We start from the raw sequence: 19,455 nt of genomic DNA, 5'->3' as shown, positions 1-19,455 counted from the left end.
CCCGTCAACCCTTAATTTCAAGAAACCTTAATATTGCTGAAAAACAAAGCGGGGAGGCCTGCCGGCCTCCCCGCTTCAGTTACCTGCCTTAAAGGCTAGGGAATGCGAATTGCGATGCCTCATGGCTGGCACGCTGCGGCCAACGCTGGGTAATTGCCTTGCGACGGGTATAGAAGCGAACACCGTCCGGGCCATAGGCATGCAGGTCACCGAACAGCGAACGCTTCCAGCCACCAAAGCTGTGGTAAGCCACCGGCACCGGCAGCGGTACGTTCACCCCCACCATGCCCACTTCGATCTCGTCGCAGAACAGGCGCGCCGCTTCACCGTCACGGGTGAAGATGCAGGTACCGTTGCCATACTCATGATCGTTGATCAGCTGCATGGCCTGCTCCAGGCTGTTCACGCGCACCACGCACAGCACCGGGCCGAAGATCTCTTCTTTATAGATGCGCATCTCTGGGGTCACCTTGTCGAACAGGGTGCCGCCCACGAAGTAACCATCTTCATTACCGGCCACACGGAAGCCGCGCCCGTCCACCACCAGCTTGGCGCCGGCAGCAACACCGTCATCGATGTAACCCACTACCTTGTCACGTGCAGCCGCAGTCACCAGAGGGCCCATGTCCAGACCGCACGAGGTGCCTGCACCAATCTTCAGCGCCTTGATCTGTGGTTCCAGCTTGGCAATCAGCGCATCAGCCACTTGGTCGCCCACGCACACAGCCACCGAAATGGCCATGCAACGCTCGCCGCACGAACCGTAGGCCGCGCCCATCAGTGCGCTGACGGCGTTGTCCAGGTCGGCATCCGGCATCAGCACCGCGTGGTTCTTGGCACCACCCAGGGCCTGTACACGCTTGCCGCGCTTGGTACCTTCTGCATAGATGTATTCGGCGATCGGGGTCGAACCCACAAAGCTCAGTGCTTTCACTTCTGGCGCTTCGATCAGCGCATCCACTGCTTCCTTGTCACCGTGCACCACGTTCAGGATGCCCTTTGGCAGGCCGGCTTCCAGCAGCAGTTGGGCAATGAACAGCGTGGAGCTCGGGTCACGCTCGGAAGGTTTGAGGATGAACGCGTTACCGCAGGCGATGGCCAGCGGGTACATCCACAGCGGCACCATGGCCGGGAAGTTGAACGGGGTAATACCCGCGACCACGCCCAGTGGCTGGAAGTCAGACCAGGCGTCGATGTTCGGGCCGACGTTGCGGCTGTACTCGCCTTTCAGCACCTCTGGCGCCGCGCAGGCGAACTCGACGTTCTCGATGCCGCGCTTCAGCTCACCGGCTGCGTCTTCCAGGGTCTTGCCGTGCTCTTCGCTGATCATCTGCGAGATTTTGGCTTCGTTCTGCTCCAGCAGTTGCTTGAAGCGGAACATCACCTGGGCGCGTTTGGCCGGCGGGGTGTTGCGCCAGGCCGGGAAGGCTGCCTTGGCGGAGTCGATCGCTTCCTGCACGGTCGCGCGGCTGGCCAGCTCGACCTTGCGTACAGCCTGGCCGGTGGACGGGTTGAAGACATCGGCGGTGCGCTCACCCTTGGTAACCAGCTCGCCGTGGATCAGGTGCTGAACAATGCTCATGCAAAACTCCAGATAAAGAAGGTAGAAGCAGGCGCGTGATGCGTTCACGCGCCGGGCATCAAAATCGGATAGATCAGTCGATCAGGTTCAGGGTTTCGCCGACTGCGTCGAACAGGCGGTCCAGTTCCTGCGGCGTGGTGTTGAAGGTTGGGCCGAACTGCAGGGTGTCGCCACCGAAGCGCACGTAGAAGCCCGCCTTCCACAGTTTCATCGCCGCTTCGTACGGGCGGACGATGGCATCACCGTCGCGAGCGGCGATCTGGATGGCGCCGGCCAGGCCGTAGTTACGGATATCGACGATGTTCTTGGTGCCCTTCACGCCGTGCAGCAGCTTCTCGAAGTGCGGCGACAGCTCGGCGGCGGACTGCACCAGGCTTTCCTTCTGCAGCAGGTCCAGCGCGGCGATACCGGCGGCACAGGCTACCGGGTGGGCCGAATAGGTGTAGCCGTGCGGGAATTCCACGGCGTACTCCGGGGTCGGCTGGTTCATGAAGGTCTGGTAGATCTCGCTGCTGGCAATCACCGCACCCATCGGAATGGCGCCGTTGGTGACCTGCTTGGCGATGCACATCAGGTCCGGGGTCACGCCGAAGGCTTCAGCGCCGGTCATCGCCCCCATGCGGCCGAAGCCGGTGATCACTTCGTCGAAGATCAGCAGGATGTTGTGCTGGGTGCAGATTTCACGCAGGCGCTTCAGGTAACCCTTCGGCGGCGGCAGTACGCCGGCCGAACCGGCCAGCGGCTCGACGATCACCGCGGCGATGTTGGAAGCATCGTGCAGCTCGATCAGCTTGAGCATTTCGTCAGCCAGGGCAATACCACCCTCTTCCGGCATGCCCTTGGAGAAGGCGTTCACTGGCAGCACGGTGTGAGGCAGGTGGTCGACATCCAGCAGCTGACCGAACAGCTTGCGGTTGCCGTTGACGCCACCCAGGCTGGTACCGGCAATGTTCACGCCGTGGTAGCCACGGGCACGGCCGATGATCTTGGTCTTGGTGGCCTGGCCTTTCAGGCGCCAGTAGGCACGCACCATTTTCAGGGCGGTGTCGGCGCACTCGGAACCAGAGTTGGTATAGAAGACGTGATTCAGGTCTCCCGGGGTCAGCGCGGTGATCTTCTCGGCGAGCTGGAACGACAGCGGGTGGCCGAACTGGAAGGCCGGTGAGTAATCGAGGGTGCCAATCTGGCGGGCCACTGCCTCGGTGATTTCCTTGCGGGTGTGCCCGGCACCGCAGGTCCACAGGCCAGACAAGGCATCGAAAATCTTGCGCCCTTGGTCATCGACCAGGTAGTTGCCTTCGGCCGCCACGATCAGCCGTGGGTCGCGCTGGAAGTTACGGTTGGCGGTGTAGGGCATCCAGTGGGCATCCAGCTTGAGCTGGCTGGCGATACCGGCGGGAGCGGTTTCGGGCATGTTCATCGGCGGTTCCTCGGAAGACGATTAGGCAACGATGGATGTTGTTGCAGCTAAGTTGGCACGCGGATAAAGTCTGAAAAAGCCTACATTTCTAATCTTCAGACAGGCCAAGACTAAACTAATGAGCCGACGCCCCGATCCACTCGCCCAGGTCAGCGACTTCGACATCCGCTTGCTGAAGATCTACCGCAGCGTAGTCGAGTGCGGCGGCTTCTCGGCCGCCGAAAACGTGCTGGGCATTGGCCGCTCGGCCATCAGCCAGCAGATGAACGACCTGGAGCAACGCCTTGGTCTGCGCCTGTGCCAACGTGGCCGCGCAGGTTTTTCGCTGACCGAGGAGGGCCGTGAGGTCTACCATTCGGCCCTGCAACTGCTCAGCGCGCTGGAAAGCTTTCGCACCGAGGTCAATGGCCTGCACCAGCATTTGCGTGGCGAGCTGAACATTGGCCTGACCGACAACTTGGTCACCCTGCCGCACATGCGCATCACCCACGCCCTGGCCGAACTCAAGGACCGAGGCCCCGATGTGCGCATCCAGATCCGCATGATTGCCCCCAGCCAGGTTGAACACGGTGTGCTCGACGGCAGCCTGCATGTGGGCGTAGTCCCCCAGACCAGCCCGCTGTCGGGCCTTGAGTACCAACCGTTGTACAGCGAACGTTCGCTGCTTTACTGCGCCGTTGGCCACCCGCTGTTCTATGCCGATGACCAGCAGATCGACGACGAACGCCTGAACAGCCAGGAAGCCATTACCCCGACATTCCGCCTGCCGGCCGACATCCAGGCGCACTACCAGGCGCTGAACTGCACGGCCAGTGCTTCGGACCGCGAAGGGATGGCGTTCCTTATCCTCACCGGGCGCTACATCGGCTACCTGCCCGATCATTACGCCACCTTCTGGGTGCAGCAGGGCCGCTTGCGTGCCCTCAAGCCTCAACAGCGCTTCTATGACCTGAGCCTGAGCTGGGTAACGCGCAAGGGCCGGCGGCCGAACCTGGTGCTGGAAAGCTTTCTCGACAGCCTGGCTGCGACACGTTGATGCCAGTCTCTGCCGCAAACGCTTGTCACTTCGGCACAGGCAGGTAATCTTGTCCGACAGCCGCAGCCCCTGACCCGTACGGAATCGTCCATGACCCTAGAAGTCCCTGCGCATCGCCTCTCTGCCTCGGGCAAGCCCGCGGGCCGCATCCGCCAGAAGAACGAACAGGCCATTATCCAGGCCGCCGAAGACGAGTTCGCCCGCCATGGTTTCAAGGGCACCAGCATGAACACCATCGCCCTCAAGGCGGGCTTGCCCAAGGCCAACCTGCATTACTACTTCAACAACAAGCTGGGCCTGTACATTGCCGTGCTCAGCAACATCATCGAGTTGTGGGACAGCACCTTCAACGCCTTGAGCGTCGATGACGACCCCGGCGAGGCCCTGAGCCAGTACATCCGTACCAAGATGGAGTTTTCCAGGCGCAACCCGCAAGCTTCGCGGATTTTCGCCATGGAAGTGATCAGCGGCGGCACCTGCCTGACCGAATATTTCAGTGCCGACTACCGTGAGTGGTTCCGCGGCCGAGCCGCTGTGTTCCAGGCCTGGATCGCAGCCGGCAAGATGGACCCGGTCGACCCGGTGCACTTGATCTTCCTGCTGTGGGGCAGCACCCAGCACTACGCCGACTTCGCCACCCAGATCTGCCAGGTTACCGGCCGCAGCCGCCTGACCAAGCAGGACATGGAAGACGCGAGCAACAACCTTATCCACATCATTCTGAAGGGCTGCGGCATCAAGCCGGCTGCCTGAACGTCATTTATGCCTTCTACCCTGCTCGACCTCTGCGAGTACCGCGAGGAAATCCGCAAAAGCCGCTTCATCACCCTGGCCGGGCCGATCAGCAGTGCTGCGGATGCGATGAGTTTCATCGAACGCCACAGCGACCTGGCTGCCACCCACAACTGCTGGGCCTGGAAGCTTGGCGCCCAATACCGCAGCAGCGATGACGGTGAACCCGGCGGCACTGCCGGGCGGCCGATTTTGGCAGCCATCGAAGCACAAGACTGCGACCAGGTCGTGGTGCTGGTGATCCGCTGGTATGGCGGTATACAACTGGGTACCGGCGGCCTGGCCAGGGCCTATGGCGGTGGCGCCAACAAATGCCTGCAGCAGGCGCCTAAACGGCTGCTGGTGCAGCGCAGCGAATTCACTTGCAGCTGCAGTTTCAGCGAACTGGCACTGGTGAAACTGCGTCTGGCAGAGGTTGATGGCCTCGTCCTGGATGAGCAATTCACCGCCAACGGCGTGGACCTGCTAATTGCGCTGGGTGACGCCCACCTGGCCCCCCTGCAGCAGCAACTGGCCGACTTGAGCCGCGGGCGCATCCTGCTCGAAGCCCGCTGAACATTGCCCACAGCAACTGTGGGCCGGCCTGTGGATAAGCTTGGGGCACTCGGTTGCAGCCCAATAAATTCAAGGCCCGCATAGCTTTGATCATATTTTGATCACTGCTTGATGACAGCCGCAAACCGCTGAAAGCGTGAAAGTTATCCCCAGTGGAGGGCTCGACAAGCCTACCCACCCCACCAGAGCTTGCACACAATAACTGTGGAACAGCCTGTGGATAACCCGTGCGCCAACAGGCGAAGCGCCCGGCTACAAGCGCTCTGGCAACCTTGATCAATTTTTAGCCGTTTATCCGGTGAGCGCACACGCCTTCCGTAACGTATGCTCAATTCCTTTTTCCTACACCGATAAAGGAATGTTCCTATGGCTAATTCAAGAACTGCCCTCATCATCGGCGCCTCGCGCGGGCTTGGCCTGGGCCTGGTGCAACGCCTGCACGAAGATGGCTGGAACATCACTGCTACTGTCCGCAACCCACAGCAGCCCGGCGCCCTGGCGGACGTGCCCGGCGTGCTCATCGAGCAGTTGGAGATGAACGACACCGCCCAGCTCGACGGCCTGAAGCAACGCCTGCAGGGCCAGGTGTTCGACCTGGTATTCGTCAACGCCGGTGTCATGGGCCCCCTGCCACAAGACCTGGAGACCGTACAAAACAAAGACGTCGGCGACCTGTTCATGACCAACGCCGTCGCACCGATCCGCGTGGCCCGGCGCCTCGTCGGCCAGGTACGCGAGGGCAGCGGCGTACTGGCCTTCATGAGCTCGATCCTGGGCAGCGTGACCATCCCCGACGGCGGTGAAATTTGCCTGTACAAGGCCAGCAAGGCGGCGTTGAACTCGATGATCAACAGCTTTGTCGTCGAGCAGCAGCGCCCCGACCTGTGCGTGCTGGCCATGCACCCAGGCTGGGTAAAAACCGACATGGGTGGCGAAAACGCCGAGATCGACGTACTCACCAGCACCCGCGGCATGCTCGACCAGATCAAGGCGCAAAGCGGCAAGGGTGGCCTGCGTTTCATCAACTACAAGGGCGAACCCTTGGTCTGGTGATTCACCGGGTCGCAGCCTGGCCGGGCGCAATGCCCGGCCAGCCCCTGTAGAATGGCGGCAACCGTACCTGATTGAGACCCCCCTATATGTATGACTGGTTGAACGCCCTGCCCAAGGCCGAGCTGCACTTGCACCTGGAAGGCTCGCTGGAGCCCGAGTTGCTGTTCGCCCTGGCCGAGCGCAACAAGATCGCCTTGCCCTGGGCCGATGTAGAGACCTTGCGGGGCGCCTACGCCTTCAACAACCTGCAGGAGTTCCTCGACCTGTATTACCAGGGCGCCGATGTGCTGCGTACCGAGCAGGACTTCTACGACCTGACCTGGGCCTACCTGCAACGCTGCAAGGCGCAGAACGTGATACACACCGAACCGTTCTTCGACCCGCAAACCCACACCGACCGTGGCATCCCCTTTGAAGTGGTGCTAAACGGTATCAACCAGGCACTGAAGGACGGCCGTCAGCAACTGGGCATCAGCAGTGGCCTGATCCTCAGCTTCCTGCGCCACCTGAGCGAAGATGAAGCGCAAAAAACCCTCGACCAGGCCCTGCCGTTCCGCGATGCATTCATCGCCGTTGGCCTGGACAGCTCGGAAATGGGCCACCCGCCGAGCAAGTTCCAGCGTGTGTTCGACCGCGCCCGCAGCGAAGGCTTCGTTGCCGTCGCCCATGCCGGCGAAGAAGGCCCGCCCGAGTACATCTGGGAAGCGCTGGACCTGCTGCAAATCAAGCGTATCGACCATGGCGTGCGCGCCATCGAGGACGAGCGCCTGATGCAGCGCATCATCGATGAGCAGATCCCGCTCACGGTGTGCCCGCTGTCCAACACCAAACTGTGCGTGTTCGACCACATGAGCCAGCACAACATCCTCGACATGCTCGAGCGTGGCGTGAAAGTGACGGTCAACTCGGACGACCCGGCCTACTTCGGCGGCTACGTCACGGAAAACTTCCACGCCCTGCACACCCACCTGGGCATGACCGAAGACCAGGCCCGTCGCCTGGCACAGAACAGCCTGGATGCCCGGCTGGTCTGATTGAACGACGACGTTGCGTTCAACCGACCTGCAATGTCTCCACGCGGGCGATGCGATTGATCTGCTGGATACCCAGCGCAGAGATATGCAACGCCCGCGTGTCTTCGGCCTCACGCATCCAGCCAGATTGCAGGAATAGCCTGAACAAAGCCTGGCCCAGCACGCCGCCCAGATGCGGGGCCTGGTCATTCCACTCGGTGCAGCGGCAAATCACGCAACCGCGTTGCTCGTGGGGTGCCAGGGCATCGATGTACACCCCGACCGAGGCCAACTGCGCCCTCCCCTCGTCACTGACCATCAACTGCCTTCCGCTGCCTTCCAGCCAGCCGGCCACCACCAGGCGGTGATACAGCTCACTGGCCAACTCCCCGCCCAGGTGATCGCCACAACGGCGTGCCCGGCGCATCGACATGGGCAGCGGTGATACCGGTGCCTTGGCCTGCTCTCCCCTGGTGCTTTCCAGCTGTACGCTGGCCAAGGCCTCGACCGCCGCCCCGACCTGTGGGGTTGCCAGGCGGAAGTAGCGTTTTCGCCCCCTGGCTTCATGCCGGAGCAAACCGGCCGATGACAGCAACGAAAGGTGCGCGCAAGCCGACGAGGACGTCAGGCCGGTCATTATCGCAAGCTCATTGGCTAGCCGTGGCGTACCGTCGATCAATGCCCACAACATGGCACTGCGTTTGGGGTCGGCCATCAAGCTGGCAATCTGGCTGATGCTGCTGGCTGCGTTCATGTCCCTGTAACTCCCTGCAAGTTCACTGAGTGGATGCGATGGCCAACCCTGGCAGGGAAGCACCTCTCGCTGGCGCTGGCCTGGCTCGCAGTATAAGCCGCAGAAAATCGCATTCAGACGGCCTTGCGCAGACACATCGGCGACGAAAAACCACTGGGTATGCCTACCCATGGCAACCAGTGAAGCGGCGCCAGAAAGCGACCCGCAAGCCGGTCAGCCAAAGCGCCGATACCCACAGACAGAGGCCCCGAAATATCTGGATAGAAAAAGACTTGCAGCAATTTCAGATACGGCCCACAGCGACCTTCCACAAATAGCGCGCGAGCTAGCGAAGGTTTCGCAGGTTTGCAGGCATTGCGCCCTTCGACCGTCAGTCAGGACATTGACGCAACACATGGCAGGCAGGAGGGCCAGCGCTACACTTGAGCGGCTCTTCCCATTCTGGAGGTATGCCGCGATGAAAATTATCGTCAGTGCATCGAGCCGAAACCCCGCCTGTCCTTGGCAGGTCCAGCTCGATCAACACGTGGTCAGTTTCCGCAGCGAGGCCGAGGCGCGGGCCTTCGTCGCCACGCTGGAAACCCGCCTTCAGGCACCTCACCCGCTCATGCGGGAGCCTTGGCCTGCAAGCGCCGGGTCAGCAGCGCGACACTGACCGCCAATGCCCCGCACAAGCTGATCACCAGCGCCATAGGTACCGCGCTGCCATCGTGCAGTAGCCCGACCAGCGCAGCGGCACCCGCAGCAACGCTGAACTGCACGCACCCCATCAATGCCGAAGCACTGCCGGCCCGCGCGCCCTGCCCGCTCATGGCACACGCCGATGCATTGGGGATGATGCAGCCCAGGCTGGCAATGCAGATGAACAACGGCACCAGCAGCGGCCACAGCTGCGCGGGTCGCAAAGCCGCCACGCCCAACAGCACCAGGCCCGCAACCAGGTACAGCCACACGGCGCGCGCCAGCAGGAAAGCAGGCCCGCGCTTGGCCAGCAATCGGGCATTCACCTGCGCCACGAGTATGAAGCCGGCAGCATTGGTGCCGAATAGCCAGCCGTAATGTTCGGCCGGTACGCCATAGAGCTTGATGAACACGAATGGCGAACCGGCAATGTAGGCAAACATGCCGGCAATGGCGATACCACCCGTCAAGGCATGGCCAAGGAACACCCGGTCAGCGAGCAGACGCAAATACTGGCGCAATGCGCCAGACAGCGGCTGTCGCGGTATATGCGCAGGCAGGCTTTCCGGCAGGCCCAGGCTGACTGCCAGCAGGCAACCGGCGCTGAATAGGCTCAACGCCAGGAAGATCGACTGCCAGCCCGCCAGGTTCACCAACACCCCGCCCAGCATCGGTGCCAGGATTGGCGCCAGGCCCATGACCAGCATCAGTTGCGAGAACACCTTGGCCGAGGCCACCGGGTCGCACTTGTCGCTGACGATGGCCCGCGACAGCACCATGCCTGCACAACCGCCCAGCGCCTGGACAAAGCGCGCAACCACCAGGGTGTCGAGGTTGGGGGCATAGGCACAGGCCAGTGACGCCAGGGTGAACAGGGTCACGCCGAACATCAGCGGTTTGCGACGCCCAAAGCGGTCGGCAACCGGCCCGTAAGCCAGCTGGCCGATAGACAGGCCAAGGAAGTAAGCGGCCAAGGTGGCCTGGACGTGTTTTTCGTCGGTGGCGAACGCCTGCGCCATGGCCGGGAAGGCGGGCAGGTAAAAGTCGATCGCCAAGGGCCCGAACGCACTGAGTGCGCCCAGGATGAGCACCATTCGCAGGTTCATCAGGAATCCATAGCAGGCTAAGCAAGTGGCTGATTCTACCTGCTGTGGACCCCTTCAGGATGAAAACATTTGCAACACATGGGCCGCCAGGCAACCCTGACGTATCACGCCACCTCGGCCTGATAGCCCTCGTCCCGAATGGCGGTAAGAATCTGCTCTGGTGCCAGCTCACTCTGCACCCGCACCTGTCTGGCCGCCAGGTCGACCTCGATTTTGGCCGCAGCATCCTGCTCCTGCACCGCCCGGGTCACCGCTTTCACACAATGGCCACAGGTCATGCCTTGTACATTGAACACTTGCATGGGGGTCTCTCCTTCAGGTTTTCAACGAGTCTCAAGCTTGCCATCGGGGCAAGGTCAACACCCGGGGTGGAAATCTACGCCCGTGTCGGCCAAGCTGCGCCTTTGACGATCAGGCAAGCAGGAGATTATTCATGTTCAGGGCAGCATTGGGCGTTGTCGGGCTATTGAGCGCACTGGCTGCGGTGCCACCGGCTAGCGCCGAGGGCAACTCGGACTACAGCGTACTGATCATCTCCCGGGAACGCCTGGAAGTGGCCACCGGTTGCGAAATTGGCGTTTACCTCAACGACCAGCTCTCCGGGCGCGTGTTCCAGGAACAGTCCACCTCGTTCAACCTTCCACCCGGTCCGGTGGACGTACGTCTGCGCCTGCTGCCAGGGCAGGTGCAAGGCTGCGCGCCGGGCATCGAGAACCAGCGCAGCACACGTTTGAATTTGCAGGCGGGCCAGATCAACAAATACCGCATCGCCATGGGGCAATATGGCCTGGAGTTGAAGCGAGCCGGCCTGGGCTATTGACCTTACCTGCATGGCAAGGTTGATGCTGGAGGCCTGTCCAAGGAGGAGAGCCATGCCCGCATCCACCACTTACGAACTGCCGATCTCCGGCATGACCTGCGCCAGCTGTGCCGGCAGGGTCGAGCGCGCCCTGCGCAAGGTCACCGGCGCTGAACAGGTCAGCGTCAACCTCGCCACCGAACAGGCTCGGGTCCAGGCCCCGGCCAACAGCCTGCCCGCCCTGGTCGACGCCGTGCGCGAAGCCGGCTACGACGTGCCCACCCGCACTGTCGAACTGCAGATTGGCGGCATGACCTGCGCCAGTTGCGCCGGCCGCGTTGAGCGTGCCCTTGGCAAGCTGCCTGGGGTCGAGCACGTCAGCGTCAACCTCGCCAGCGAACGCGCTCACCTCGAAGTGCTCGCAGCCCTCGATGACAACCAGCTGATCGACGCCGTGCACAATGCCGGCTACAGCGCCAGCCTGCCGCAATCGGCCAAGGACGACCAAAGCGCTGCCCAGCGCCGCCTGCGCAATGAGCGTCTGGCGGTCGGCGCAGCCTTGCTGTTGGCCCTGCCGCTGGTACTGCCAATGCTGGTGCAGCCCTTCGGCCTGCACTGGATGCTGCCAGCATGGGTACAGTTCCTGCTGGCCACGCCGGTGCAATTCATTCTCGGCGCACGCTTCTACAAAGCCGCCTGGAAGGCCGTGCGCGCCGGTGCCGGCAACATGGACCTGCTGGTGGCCCTGGGCACCAGCGCCGGCTATGGCCTGAGCCTTTACCAGTGGGCGCAAGCACCCGCCGGCATGGCCCCGCACTTGTACTTCGAAGCCTCGGCCGTGGTCATTGCCCTGGTATTGCTGGGCAAGTACCTGGAAAGCCGTGCCAAGCGCCAGACCGCCAGCGCCATCCGCGCCCTTGAGGCACTGCGTCCGGAACGTGCCGTGCGTGTCGTCGAGGGTCAGGAAGAAGACGTGCCCATTGCCCAGTTGCGCCTGGGCGACCTGGTACTGGTCAAGCCCGGCGAGCGCTTCCCGGTCGATGGTGTAGTCGAGGACGGCAGCAGCCATGCCGACGAAGCCCTGATCAGCGGAGAGAGCCTGCCAGTACCCAAGCAGCCGGGCGACAGCGTCACGGGCGGTGCCATCAATGGCGAAGGCCGGTTGCTGGTGCGCACCCAGGCGCTGGGGACCGAAACCGTGCTGGCACGTATCATCCGCCTGGTCGAAGACGCCCAGGCCGCCAAGGCGCCGATCCAGAAGCTGGTCGATCGGGTCAGCCAGGTGTTCGTCCCCGCCGTGCTGGTGCTGGCCCTGATCACGCTGGTCGGCTGGTGGCTGGCCGGCGCACCGCTGGAAACCGCGCTGATCAACGCCGTCGCCGTGCTGGTCATCGCCTGCCCCTGCGCCCTCGGCCTGGCCACCCCTGCGGCAATCATGGCCGGCACCGGGGTCGCTGCCCGCCACGGTATCCTGATCAAGGACGCCGAAGCCCTGGAGCGTGCCCATGCGGTCAACCGCGTGGTCTTCGACAAAACCGGCACCCTCACCTCCGGCAGTCCTCGGGTGGTTCACAGCCAGGCACAGGCTGGCAGCAGTGCCGACCTCCACCGCCTGGCCGGCGCCCTGCAACGTGGCAGCGAACACCCACTGGCCAAAGCAGTGCTGGATGCCTGTGCCGAACAGGGGCTGGACGTGCCGGTGGTTACCGACAGTCAGTCGCTGACCGGGCGCGGTATCGCAGGAAGTGTGGAAGGCCGTGAGCTGGCCCTGGGTAACCGCCGCCTGCTGGACGAAAGCGGGCTGCAGCCCGGCGACCTGGCTGCGAAGGCCCAGGCCTGGGAAGCCGAGGGGCGTACCTTGTCGTGGCTGCTCGAACGTGGCGCGCAACCCCGCGTGCTGGGGCTGTTCGCCTTTGGTGACAGCCTCAAGCCCGGCGCCGCGCAAGCCATCGACACCCTGCATGCCCAACACATCAGCAGCCACCTGCTGACCGGCGACAACCGCGGCAGCGCCAAAGTGGTTGCAGACGCCCTGGGCATCGACGATGTGCATGCCGAAGTATTGCCAGCCGACAAGGCTGCGACCGTGGCCACGCTCAAACAGGACGGCGTGGTCGCCATGGTGGGTGATGGCATCAACGATGCCCCGGCACTGGCCGCCGCCGACATCGGCATTGCCATGGGTGGCGGTACCGACGTGGCCATGCAGGCCGCTGGCATCACCCTGATGCGCGGCGACCCTCGCCTGGTGCCTGCGGCCCTGGAGATCAGCCGCAAGACCTATGCGAAGATTCGCCAGAACCTGTTCTGGGCATTCATCTACAACCTGATCGGCATCCCGCTGGCCGCGCTGGGTTACCTCAACCCGGTACTGGCCGGCGCCGCCATGGCCCTGTCCAGCGTGAGCGTGGTCAGCAACGCACTGTGGCTCAAAACGTGGAAACCCACCACCACCACCACCACCACCACCACCACCACCCAGGAGGCGCCATGAATATCGGCCAGGCCGCCCGCCGCAGCGGGCTTAGCACCAAGATGATCCGTTACTACGAATCCATCGGCCTGCTCAAACCGGCCACACGCAGCGACAGCGGCTACCGCCTGTACCAGGCGGAAGACTTGCACAGCCTGGCCTTCATCAAGCGCTCCCGCGACCTGGGGTTTTCCCTGGAGGAGGTCGGCAAGCTGCTGACCTTGTGGCAGGACCGCCAGCGTGCCAGCGCCGATGTGAAAGCGCTGGCCATGCAGCACATCGACGAGCTGAACCGGCGCATCGAGGAACTGGTGAGCCTGCGCGACACCCTTGGCGAGCTGGTTTCGCACTGCCAAGGGGACGACCGCCCGGACTGCCCGATCCTCAAAGACCTCGCCAACGGCGCCGCCGGCAGCTGCTGCCACTGAACGGTCACACGCGTTTGGTATGCCAAAAGCGTCCAAACGCGACCGAATAGTCACCAACTACGACTTTATCCAATAAATACGGGCGTTCTGGCTACATAAAACCCGGATGCTGCCGATGCACTGGCTACCTGCCTCGTGTGTCGACAATAAAAATTCCGGGAGCGTCGATGAGCATCAAACAGAAACTGACCTGGGCATTCGCGGTCATCGCCGGCTTGCCCATCGTCCTCGTGGCCACCTTGGTGGTCCTCAACCTGCGTGGCGAAGCCCGCGACGGATTCCTCGACAGCAGCAGCCGGGAAATCCGCCAGGTCAGCAACGCGATGAACATCTTCTTCCAGGGCATCAACCAGAACGTCGAGTACATGGCTTCGCAGCCAATGGTCGCCGCCACGGGCAGCGAGCTGAACAAGTACATGAGTGCCTCGCCGTCCTACGAACTGGGCGAGCAGGCCAGCAAGCTCCTTGACTTCATGACCCGCCTGGCCAACTCACACCCTGCGTATGCCTACTTGTCCTACGGGGTGAACGACGGTGGCTACACAGGCTGGCCGGCAGGGCAGAAGTTCGTCAATTACGACCCACGGACTCGCCCCTGGTACCAACTGGCCATGGCCAACCCGGGCAAAACCGTACGTACCGGCGCCTACTACTGGGCTGCAGACGATGCGGTACTGGTCAGCACCGTGCGCGCCGTGGCCAACCAGCTGGGCAACCCCGGTGGCGTGGTCAACATCGACGTGTCGCTCAAGGGCCTTACCGAGATCATCAAGCAGATCAAGCTGGGCGAAAGCGGCTACCTGATGCTGGTGGAAAGCAACGGTAACGTAATGGTCGACCCACGCGACGCCGGGCACAACTTCAAGCAACTGGCGAGCTTTGGCGGTGGTTATGCCGAGTTGGCCAAGGCGGGCAAAGGCCTGGTCGAAGTCGAGCTCAATGGCGTGCGCTACATGGCCAACGTCTACCCCGACGAGCAACTGGGCTGGACCTTCATCGGCCTGATCGAACACAGCGAAGTGATGCAGACCACCACCCGGCTAACCTGGCTGATCGGGGTCGTCGCCGTGGTGTTGGCGGCGTTGTTCGCCGTGGTGGGTGCAGCGTTCGCCAAACTGATCGTGCGCCCGATCAACAGCGTTACCAACGGCCTGGAAGACATTGCCCAAGGTGAAGGTGACCTGACCCGTAACCTGGAAATCCGCGGCCGCGACGAAACCGCGCAACTGGCCAGCTGGTTCAACCAGTTCCTGGGCGCCATCCGCAGCCTGATCCAGCACATTGGCGCTGCCGCCGGCAAAATCCTCAGCACCTCCAGCAGCTCGACCCGCGTCTCCAGCGACATGGCCGAGGCCGCAGGCCGCCAGCGCGAAGCCGTGGACATGGTTTCCACCGCGTTCCACGAAATGGTCGCCACCGCCAACGAAGTGGCGCGCTCCTGCAGCCAGGCAGCGCAGTCGGCCGACAGCGGTCAGCAGCAGGCCCGCGAAGGCCAGCAGCAGATCGATGCAGCGGTACACAGCGTTGACCGCCTGAGCCAGGAAATCGAGCAGTCGGCCCAGTCGATCCAGCAGCTGGAGCGGGACAGCAATGCCATCCAGTCGATCCTCGGCACCATCCGCTCGATCGCCGAGCAGACCAACCTGCTGGCCCTCAACGCCGCCATCGAAGCCGCCCGCGCGGGTGAGCAAGGCCGTGGCTTTGCCGTGGTGGCCGATGAAGTACGGGCCCTGGCCAAACGCACTGCCGACTCCACTGCCGAAATCGATGGCCTGCTGGGCAACCTGGCCAACCGCACTGCCGAAGTGGCCGCGCAGATGCATGCCAGCCTGGAGGTATCGCAGCAATCGGTGAGCCGCATTGGCCTGGCACGCGACAGCTTCGGGCAAATCCGGGAATCGGTGGATGTGATCCGCGACATGAATACGCAGATCGCCACAGCCGCCGAGGAACAGCATCAGGTGGCCGAGGACATCAACCGTCACATCAGCCAGATTCACGGTGATGCCCAGCTGGTCGCCGAACTGGCCCAGGCGGCGCGGGTGGACTCGGAGAGCCTGGCAGGGCTGTCCAATGAGCTGGATGCGCTTGTGCGCAGGTTCCGCACCTGATGCGTTGCCTGTACCTGCCTCTTCGCGACTAACGCCGCGAAGAGGCAGGTACAGGCAACCGAGGACTAAAGCTTCAACTCCCCAGGCGTCGCCCCGAACAACTGCTTGAACGCCGCAATGTAAGCCGAAGTCGAGTCATACCCACATCCCAGCGCCGCCTCGGTCACATTCTCCCCCGCCTCCAGCAACGCCAGCGACGACAACAGCCGCATGCGCTGCCGCCAGTTTCGAAAGCTCAACCCAGTCTCCCGCTGGAACAGCCGCATCAGCGTCTTCTCCGAGCAACCCAGCTCCCGCGCCCATTGCTGCAATGTCTGCGGCTGGTCCGGTGCAGCAATCAAACCGTTGCACAGCCCCAGCAACCCAGGGTGCCTTGGCAACGGCAGCGAAAAACCGACCTCGGGCAACGTGCGCAACTGGTCGAGCAGCACCGCCACCAGGCGTGCTTCGGCGCTGTCATCTTCGGGGTAATCCGCCGGGAACAGGCAAAACTGCTTGATCAGCTCGCGTGCCAACGGGGTTACTTCCAGCACCCGGCATTGCTCTGGTGCCCACGGGCAGGCATCACGCCGTACATACAGGCTGCGCATTTCGGCCTGCATCGAGGTCACCACTTCGTGCTCGGCATCAGCAGGAATCCACACCCCCCACTGGGGCGGCGCGAAGTAACTGCCGTCGCGGGTGTACACGCCAAGTACACCGCTGATGGCGTAGGAAAACTGCACCCAGTCGTGCTGGTGGCGGGTGGTCCAGGAGCCGGCGCCGAGGCTTTCGGCACGGGCGTAGAGAGGCCTGGGCAGGTGGTCAAGCGCCGGGATGGCGCGGGGATGTCCGATGGTCGGCATGGCGGCTTCTTGTAGTTCTGATGGGACAAGCCTAACAGCTGACGCAGACGCACGTCAGGTGCGCTCGACAATCACCGTCACCCCCTGCCCACCTGCCGCACAAATCGATATCAACCCTCGCCCCTTCCCTGCCGTGGCCAACAGCTTGGCCAGGTTGGCCAATATGCGCCCTCCGGTCGCCGCAAACGGGTGCCCCGCTGCCAGCGAGCTGCCTTTTACATTGAGCTTGCTGCGGTCAATCGCCCCAAGCGGCGCCTCCAGCCCCAACCGTTCACGGCAATAATCGGCATCTTCCCAGGCCTTGAGCGTACACAGCACCTGGGCAGCGAAGGCTTCGTGGATTTCGTAGTAGTCAAAGTCTTGCAAGGTCAGGCCATTGCGCGCCAGCAAGCGTGGCACGGCATACACCGGCGCCATCAAGAGCCCTTCGCGACCGGTCACAAAGTCCACCGCAGCGGTTTCGCCATCGACCAGATAAGCCAGCACCTCCAGCCCCTGCTGCGCGGCCCATTCCTCGCTGCCCAGCAACACCATAGAGGCGCCGTCCGTCAGCGGTGTGGCGTTACCGGCCGTCAGCGTGCCCTGCCCGCTGCGGTCAAAGGCGGGTTGCAGCTTGGCCAACCGCTCAAGGGTCAGGTCGGGGCGCAGGTTATTGTCGCGGGTCAACGTAAGAAACGGCGTCAGCAAATCATCCTGCCAACCCTCGGCATACGCGGCAGCCAGTTTCTGGTGGCTGAGCAGCGCCAACGCGTCCTGTTCGGCACGGCCAATGCGCCAGGCCTGGGCCATACGCTCGCAATGCTCGCCCATCGACAGCCCGGTGCGTGGTTCGCCATTGCGTGGTAGTTCGGGTTTCAGGTGGTGAGGCCTGAGCTTGAGAAAGGGCTTGAGCCGCTCGCTCAGGCTTTTGCCACGGTTGGCTTGCAGGAGGATGTGGCGCAGGCTTTCGTTGACGGCAATCGGTGCGTCGGAGGTGGTATCCACGCCGCCGGCAATACCACTGTCGATCTGCCCCAGGGCGATCTTGTTGGCCACCAGCAACGCCGCTTCGAGCCCGGTACCGCAGGCTTGCTGGAGGTCATAGGCCGGGGTCTGCGGTGAAAGGCGCGAACCCAGCACACATTCGCGGGTGAGGTTCATGTCGCGCGAGTGCTTGAGCACCGCGCCAGCCACTACCTCCCCCAGCCGCAGCCCATGCAGGCGATAGCGTTCGATCAATCCTTCAAGGGCAACAGTGAGCATCGCCTGGTTGCTGGCCGTGGCGTAAGCGCCGTTGGAGCGGGCGAAGGGAATTCGGTTGCCGCCCAGGATCGCGACCCGGCGAAGTGAACGCATGCGCTTTTTCCTCCTGAAACAATTTGATCCGTACAGCCTAGGTGTTTTTACCGTGGGCGAACGACCTTGCCACGAAGTTGGTCCACACTTTCAAGCTTGCCTTTGCGGAGACCCACTCATGAGCGATCGCTACCTCGGCTTTGCCAACTCCAACCTCGGCCGCCGCCTCGTGGATGCCCTTGGCCTGCCACGCCCAGCCCCGCTGGAGCGCTGGCAGGCCGGCCGCCTACGCCCGGTGGAAGGGGCGCTGGTGCTGGGCGGCGGGCCAATGGCGAAACAGGTTGAAGCCATCGCCCCATGCCTGACTGACGAGGTTTACAGCTTCAATGCCGACGACCTGCTGGCTGAAGCCTGGGTGGCCGGCCTGGGGCCGAAAATCCAGGCCGTGGTATTCGATGCCCGTCATCTGTCCGACAGCGATGCCTTGAAGCAGTTGCGCGAATTTTTCCAGCCCCTGCTGCGTAGCCTGGCGCCTTGCGCGCATATCGTGGTGCTGGGGCGCGCACCGGAAAGCCTCGACAATCTGTTGGCCAGCGTTGCCCAACGGGCACTGGAAGGCTTCAGCCGTTCGCTGGCCAAGGAGCTGCGCAACGGCGCGACTGCCCAGCTGCTGTATGTCGCCCCCGGAGCCGATGACCAGCTGGAGGGCGCCCTGCGCTTTTTCCTCTCGCCCAAGAGTGCTTTCATCTCTGGCCAGGTGCTGCGCCTGGAAGCCTGTATCAGCCAGGTTGAGGACTGGACCCGCCCACTGGCCGGCCGTCGTGCCCTGGTCACTGGCGCAGCGCGCGGCATCGGCGCTGCCATTGCCGAAACCCTGGCACGGGATGGCGCTGATGTGCTGCTGCTGGATGTACCACAGGCCAGCCAGGACCTCGACGCCCTCGCTGCACGCCTGGGTGGCAAGGCGCTGGCGCTGGATATCTGCGCCAGCGACGCGGCAACGCAACTGCTGGCGGCCTTGCCCGACGGCATCGACATCGTGGTGCACAACGCCGGCATCACGCGTGACAAGACCCTGGCCAACATGACCCCGGACTACTGGGACGCGGTGCTGGCCGTCAACCTCAAGGCCCCACAGGTACTGACCCAGGCGCTGTATGACAGTGGCGCGCTGGGGGAAAACGCACGTATCACCCTGCTGGCCTCGGTCAGCGGCATTGCCGGCAACCGTGGGCAGGCTAACTACGCCGCCAGCAAGGCCGGGCTGATCGGTCTGGCCCAGGCCTGGGCGCCCCGGCTCGCCGAACGTGGCGGCAGCATCAATGCCGTGGCGCCCGGCTTTATCGAAACCCACATGACCGCAGCCATGCCCATGGGCCTGCGTGAGGCCGGCCGGCGCCTGAGCTCGTTGGGCCAGGGCGGGCGTCCGCAGGACGTCGCCGAAGCCATTGCCTGGCTCAGTCAACCGGGCTCCGGGGCAGTCAACGGCCAGGTGCTGCGGGTGTGCGGCCAGGCATTGATGGGGGCCTGAG

The 19,455-nt window shown here is 63.2% G+C and carries 18 protein-coding genes and 1 pseudogene; 12 read left to right on the top strand and 7 right to left on the bottom strand.

Annotated elements, in window-relative coordinates; genetic code table 11:
- Positions 1-88 precede the first annotated feature (88 nt).
- Entirely contained in the window at positions 89-1,582 is a 1,494-nt protein-coding gene (locus PM2_RS14085) for a CoA-acylating methylmalonate-semialdehyde dehydrogenase (RefSeq protein WP_014861053.1), read from the bottom strand.
- Positions 1,583-1,655: 73 nt separating this feature from the next.
- Complete coding sequence (gene aptA, locus PM2_RS14080) at positions 1,656-3,002, bottom strand: omega-aminotransferase AptA (protein WP_016715427.1); 1,347 nt, start codon at positions 3,000-3,002, stop codon at positions 1,656-1,658.
- A gap of 118 nt (positions 3,003-3,120) precedes the next feature.
- Here aptA and PM2_RS14075 point away from each other — a divergent pair, with 118 nt between their 5' ends.
- The 5 genes from PM2_RS14075 (at position 3,121) to PM2_RS14055 (ending at position 7,472) form a co-directional block, all read left to right on the top strand.
- Positions 3,121-4,038 carry a LysR family transcriptional regulator gene (locus tag PM2_RS14075; protein WP_016715426.1) on the top strand — a complete coding sequence of 306 codons (918 nt, stop codon included), beginning with the start codon at positions 3,121-3,123 and terminating at the stop codon, positions 4,036-4,038.
- A gap of 90 nt (positions 4,039-4,128) precedes the next feature.
- Positions 4,129-4,791, top strand: coding sequence for a TetR/AcrR family transcriptional regulator (locus PM2_RS14070; protein ID WP_016715425.1), 663 nt, complete (start codon positions 4,129-4,131; stop codon positions 4,789-4,791).
- 9 nt (positions 4,792-4,800) lie between these two features.
- Positions 4,801-5,385 (top strand): IMPACT family protein, encoded by a 585-nt coding sequence (locus PM2_RS14065; RefSeq protein WP_016484768.1) that lies wholly within the window; start codon positions 4,801-4,803, stop codon positions 5,383-5,385.
- Positions 5,386-5,751: 366 nt separating this feature from the next.
- Positions 5,752-6,438, top strand: a complete 687-nt coding sequence (locus PM2_RS14060) for an SDR family oxidoreductase (RefSeq protein WP_016715424.1) — start codon at positions 5,752-5,754, stop codon at positions 6,436-6,438.
- Between the two features lie 86 nt (positions 6,439-6,524).
- Positions 6,525-7,472 carry an adenosine deaminase gene (locus PM2_RS14055; protein ID WP_016715423.1) on the top strand — a complete coding sequence of 316 codons (948 nt, stop codon included), beginning with the start codon at positions 6,525-6,527 and terminating at the stop codon, positions 7,470-7,472.
- Between the two features lie 19 nt (positions 7,473-7,491).
- Here PM2_RS14055 and PM2_RS14050 read toward each other — a convergent pair whose 3' ends face one another.
- Positions 7,492-8,205 (bottom strand): ArsR/SmtB family transcription factor, encoded by a 714-nt coding sequence (locus PM2_RS14050; RefSeq protein ID WP_016715422.1) that lies wholly within the window; start codon positions 8,203-8,205, stop codon positions 7,492-7,494.
- Between the two features lie 457 nt (positions 8,206-8,662).
- Here PM2_RS14050 and PM2_RS31550 point away from each other — a divergent pair, with 457 nt between their 5' ends.
- Positions 8,663-8,860, top strand: a complete 198-nt coding sequence (locus tag PM2_RS31550; RefSeq protein ID WP_080578136.1) for a hypothetical protein — start codon at positions 8,663-8,665, stop codon at positions 8,858-8,860.
- Here the strand turns inward: PM2_RS31550 and PM2_RS14045 are convergent.
- Entirely contained in the window at positions 8,811-9,992 is a 1,182-nt protein-coding gene (locus tag PM2_RS14045; protein ID WP_016715421.1) for a multidrug effflux MFS transporter, read from the bottom strand. The two genes, PM2_RS31550 and PM2_RS14045, sit on opposite strands and share 50 nt — an antisense overlap.
- Positions 9,993-10,096: 104 nt before the next feature.
- Positions 10,097-10,294 (bottom strand): heavy-metal-associated domain-containing protein, encoded by a 198-nt coding sequence (locus PM2_RS14040; protein WP_016715420.1) that lies wholly within the window; start codon positions 10,292-10,294, stop codon positions 10,097-10,099.
- A gap of 131 nt (positions 10,295-10,425) precedes the next feature.
- On the opposite strand from PM2_RS14040, the gene PM2_RS14035 reads away from it, so the two are divergent.
- From PM2_RS14035 to PM2_RS32070, 5 genes and pseudogenes are all read left to right on the top strand, one after another.
- The gene (locus tag PM2_RS14035) at positions 10,426-10,812 is read left to right on the top strand and encodes a hypothetical protein (protein WP_028699152.1); all 387 of its coding nucleotides are present in this window, start codon (positions 10,426-10,428) and stop codon (positions 10,810-10,812) included.
- Positions 10,813-10,864: 52 nt separating this feature from the next.
- Positions 10,865-13,285, top strand: a complete 2,421-nt coding sequence (locus PM2_RS14030; protein WP_028699151.1) for a heavy metal translocating P-type ATPase — start codon at positions 10,865-10,867, stop codon at positions 13,283-13,285.
- Positions 13,282-13,692 (top strand): Cu(I)-responsive transcriptional regulator, encoded by a 411-nt coding sequence (cueR, locus tag PM2_RS14025; protein ID WP_016497881.1) that lies wholly within the window; start codon positions 13,282-13,284, stop codon positions 13,690-13,692. Before PM2_RS14030 ends, cueR begins: the two co-directional genes overlap by 4 nt.
- Before the next feature lie 167 nt (positions 13,693-13,859).
- A pseudogene (locus tag PM2_RS32075) lies at positions 13,860-14,945 on the top strand (HAMP domain-containing protein); the annotation flags it as partial.
- A 90-nt stretch (positions 14,946-15,035) separates the two neighbouring features.
- Positions 15,036-15,803 (top strand): methyl-accepting chemotaxis protein, encoded by a 768-nt coding sequence (locus PM2_RS32070; protein WP_371058977.1) that lies wholly within the window; start codon positions 15,036-15,038, stop codon positions 15,801-15,803.
- Between the two features lie 65 nt (positions 15,804-15,868).
- On the opposite strand, the gene PM2_RS14015 is transcribed toward PM2_RS32070, so the two are convergent.
- Positions 15,869-16,648: an AraC family transcriptional regulator gene (locus tag PM2_RS14015; protein WP_028699149.1), complete on the bottom strand. Its 780-nt coding sequence runs from the start codon at positions 16,646-16,648 to the stop codon at positions 15,869-15,871.
- Between the two features lie 54 nt (positions 16,649-16,702).
- The gene (locus PM2_RS14010; protein ID WP_016715415.1) at positions 16,703-17,983 is read right to left on the bottom strand and encodes an acetyl-CoA C-acetyltransferase; all 1,281 of its coding nucleotides are present in this window, start codon (positions 17,981-17,983) and stop codon (positions 16,703-16,705) included.
- Positions 17,984-18,101: 118 nt separating this feature from the next.
- Between PM2_RS14010 and PM2_RS14005 the strand changes: the two genes are divergently transcribed.
- On the top strand, positions 18,102-19,454 hold the full coding sequence (locus tag PM2_RS14005) for a 3-oxoacyl-ACP reductase (RefSeq protein ID WP_028699148.1): 1,353 nt from the start codon (positions 18,102-18,104) through the stop codon (positions 19,452-19,454).
- Position 19,455 lies beyond the last annotated feature (1 nt).

The organism is Pseudomonas monteilii NBRC 103158 = DSM 14164 (assembly GCF_000730605.1).
GTDB classification, from domain to species: Bacteria; Pseudomonadota; Gammaproteobacteria; order Pseudomonadales; family Pseudomonadaceae; genus Aquipseudomonas; species Aquipseudomonas monteilii.
This window is presented reverse-complemented; position numbering and strand designations above follow the sequence as displayed.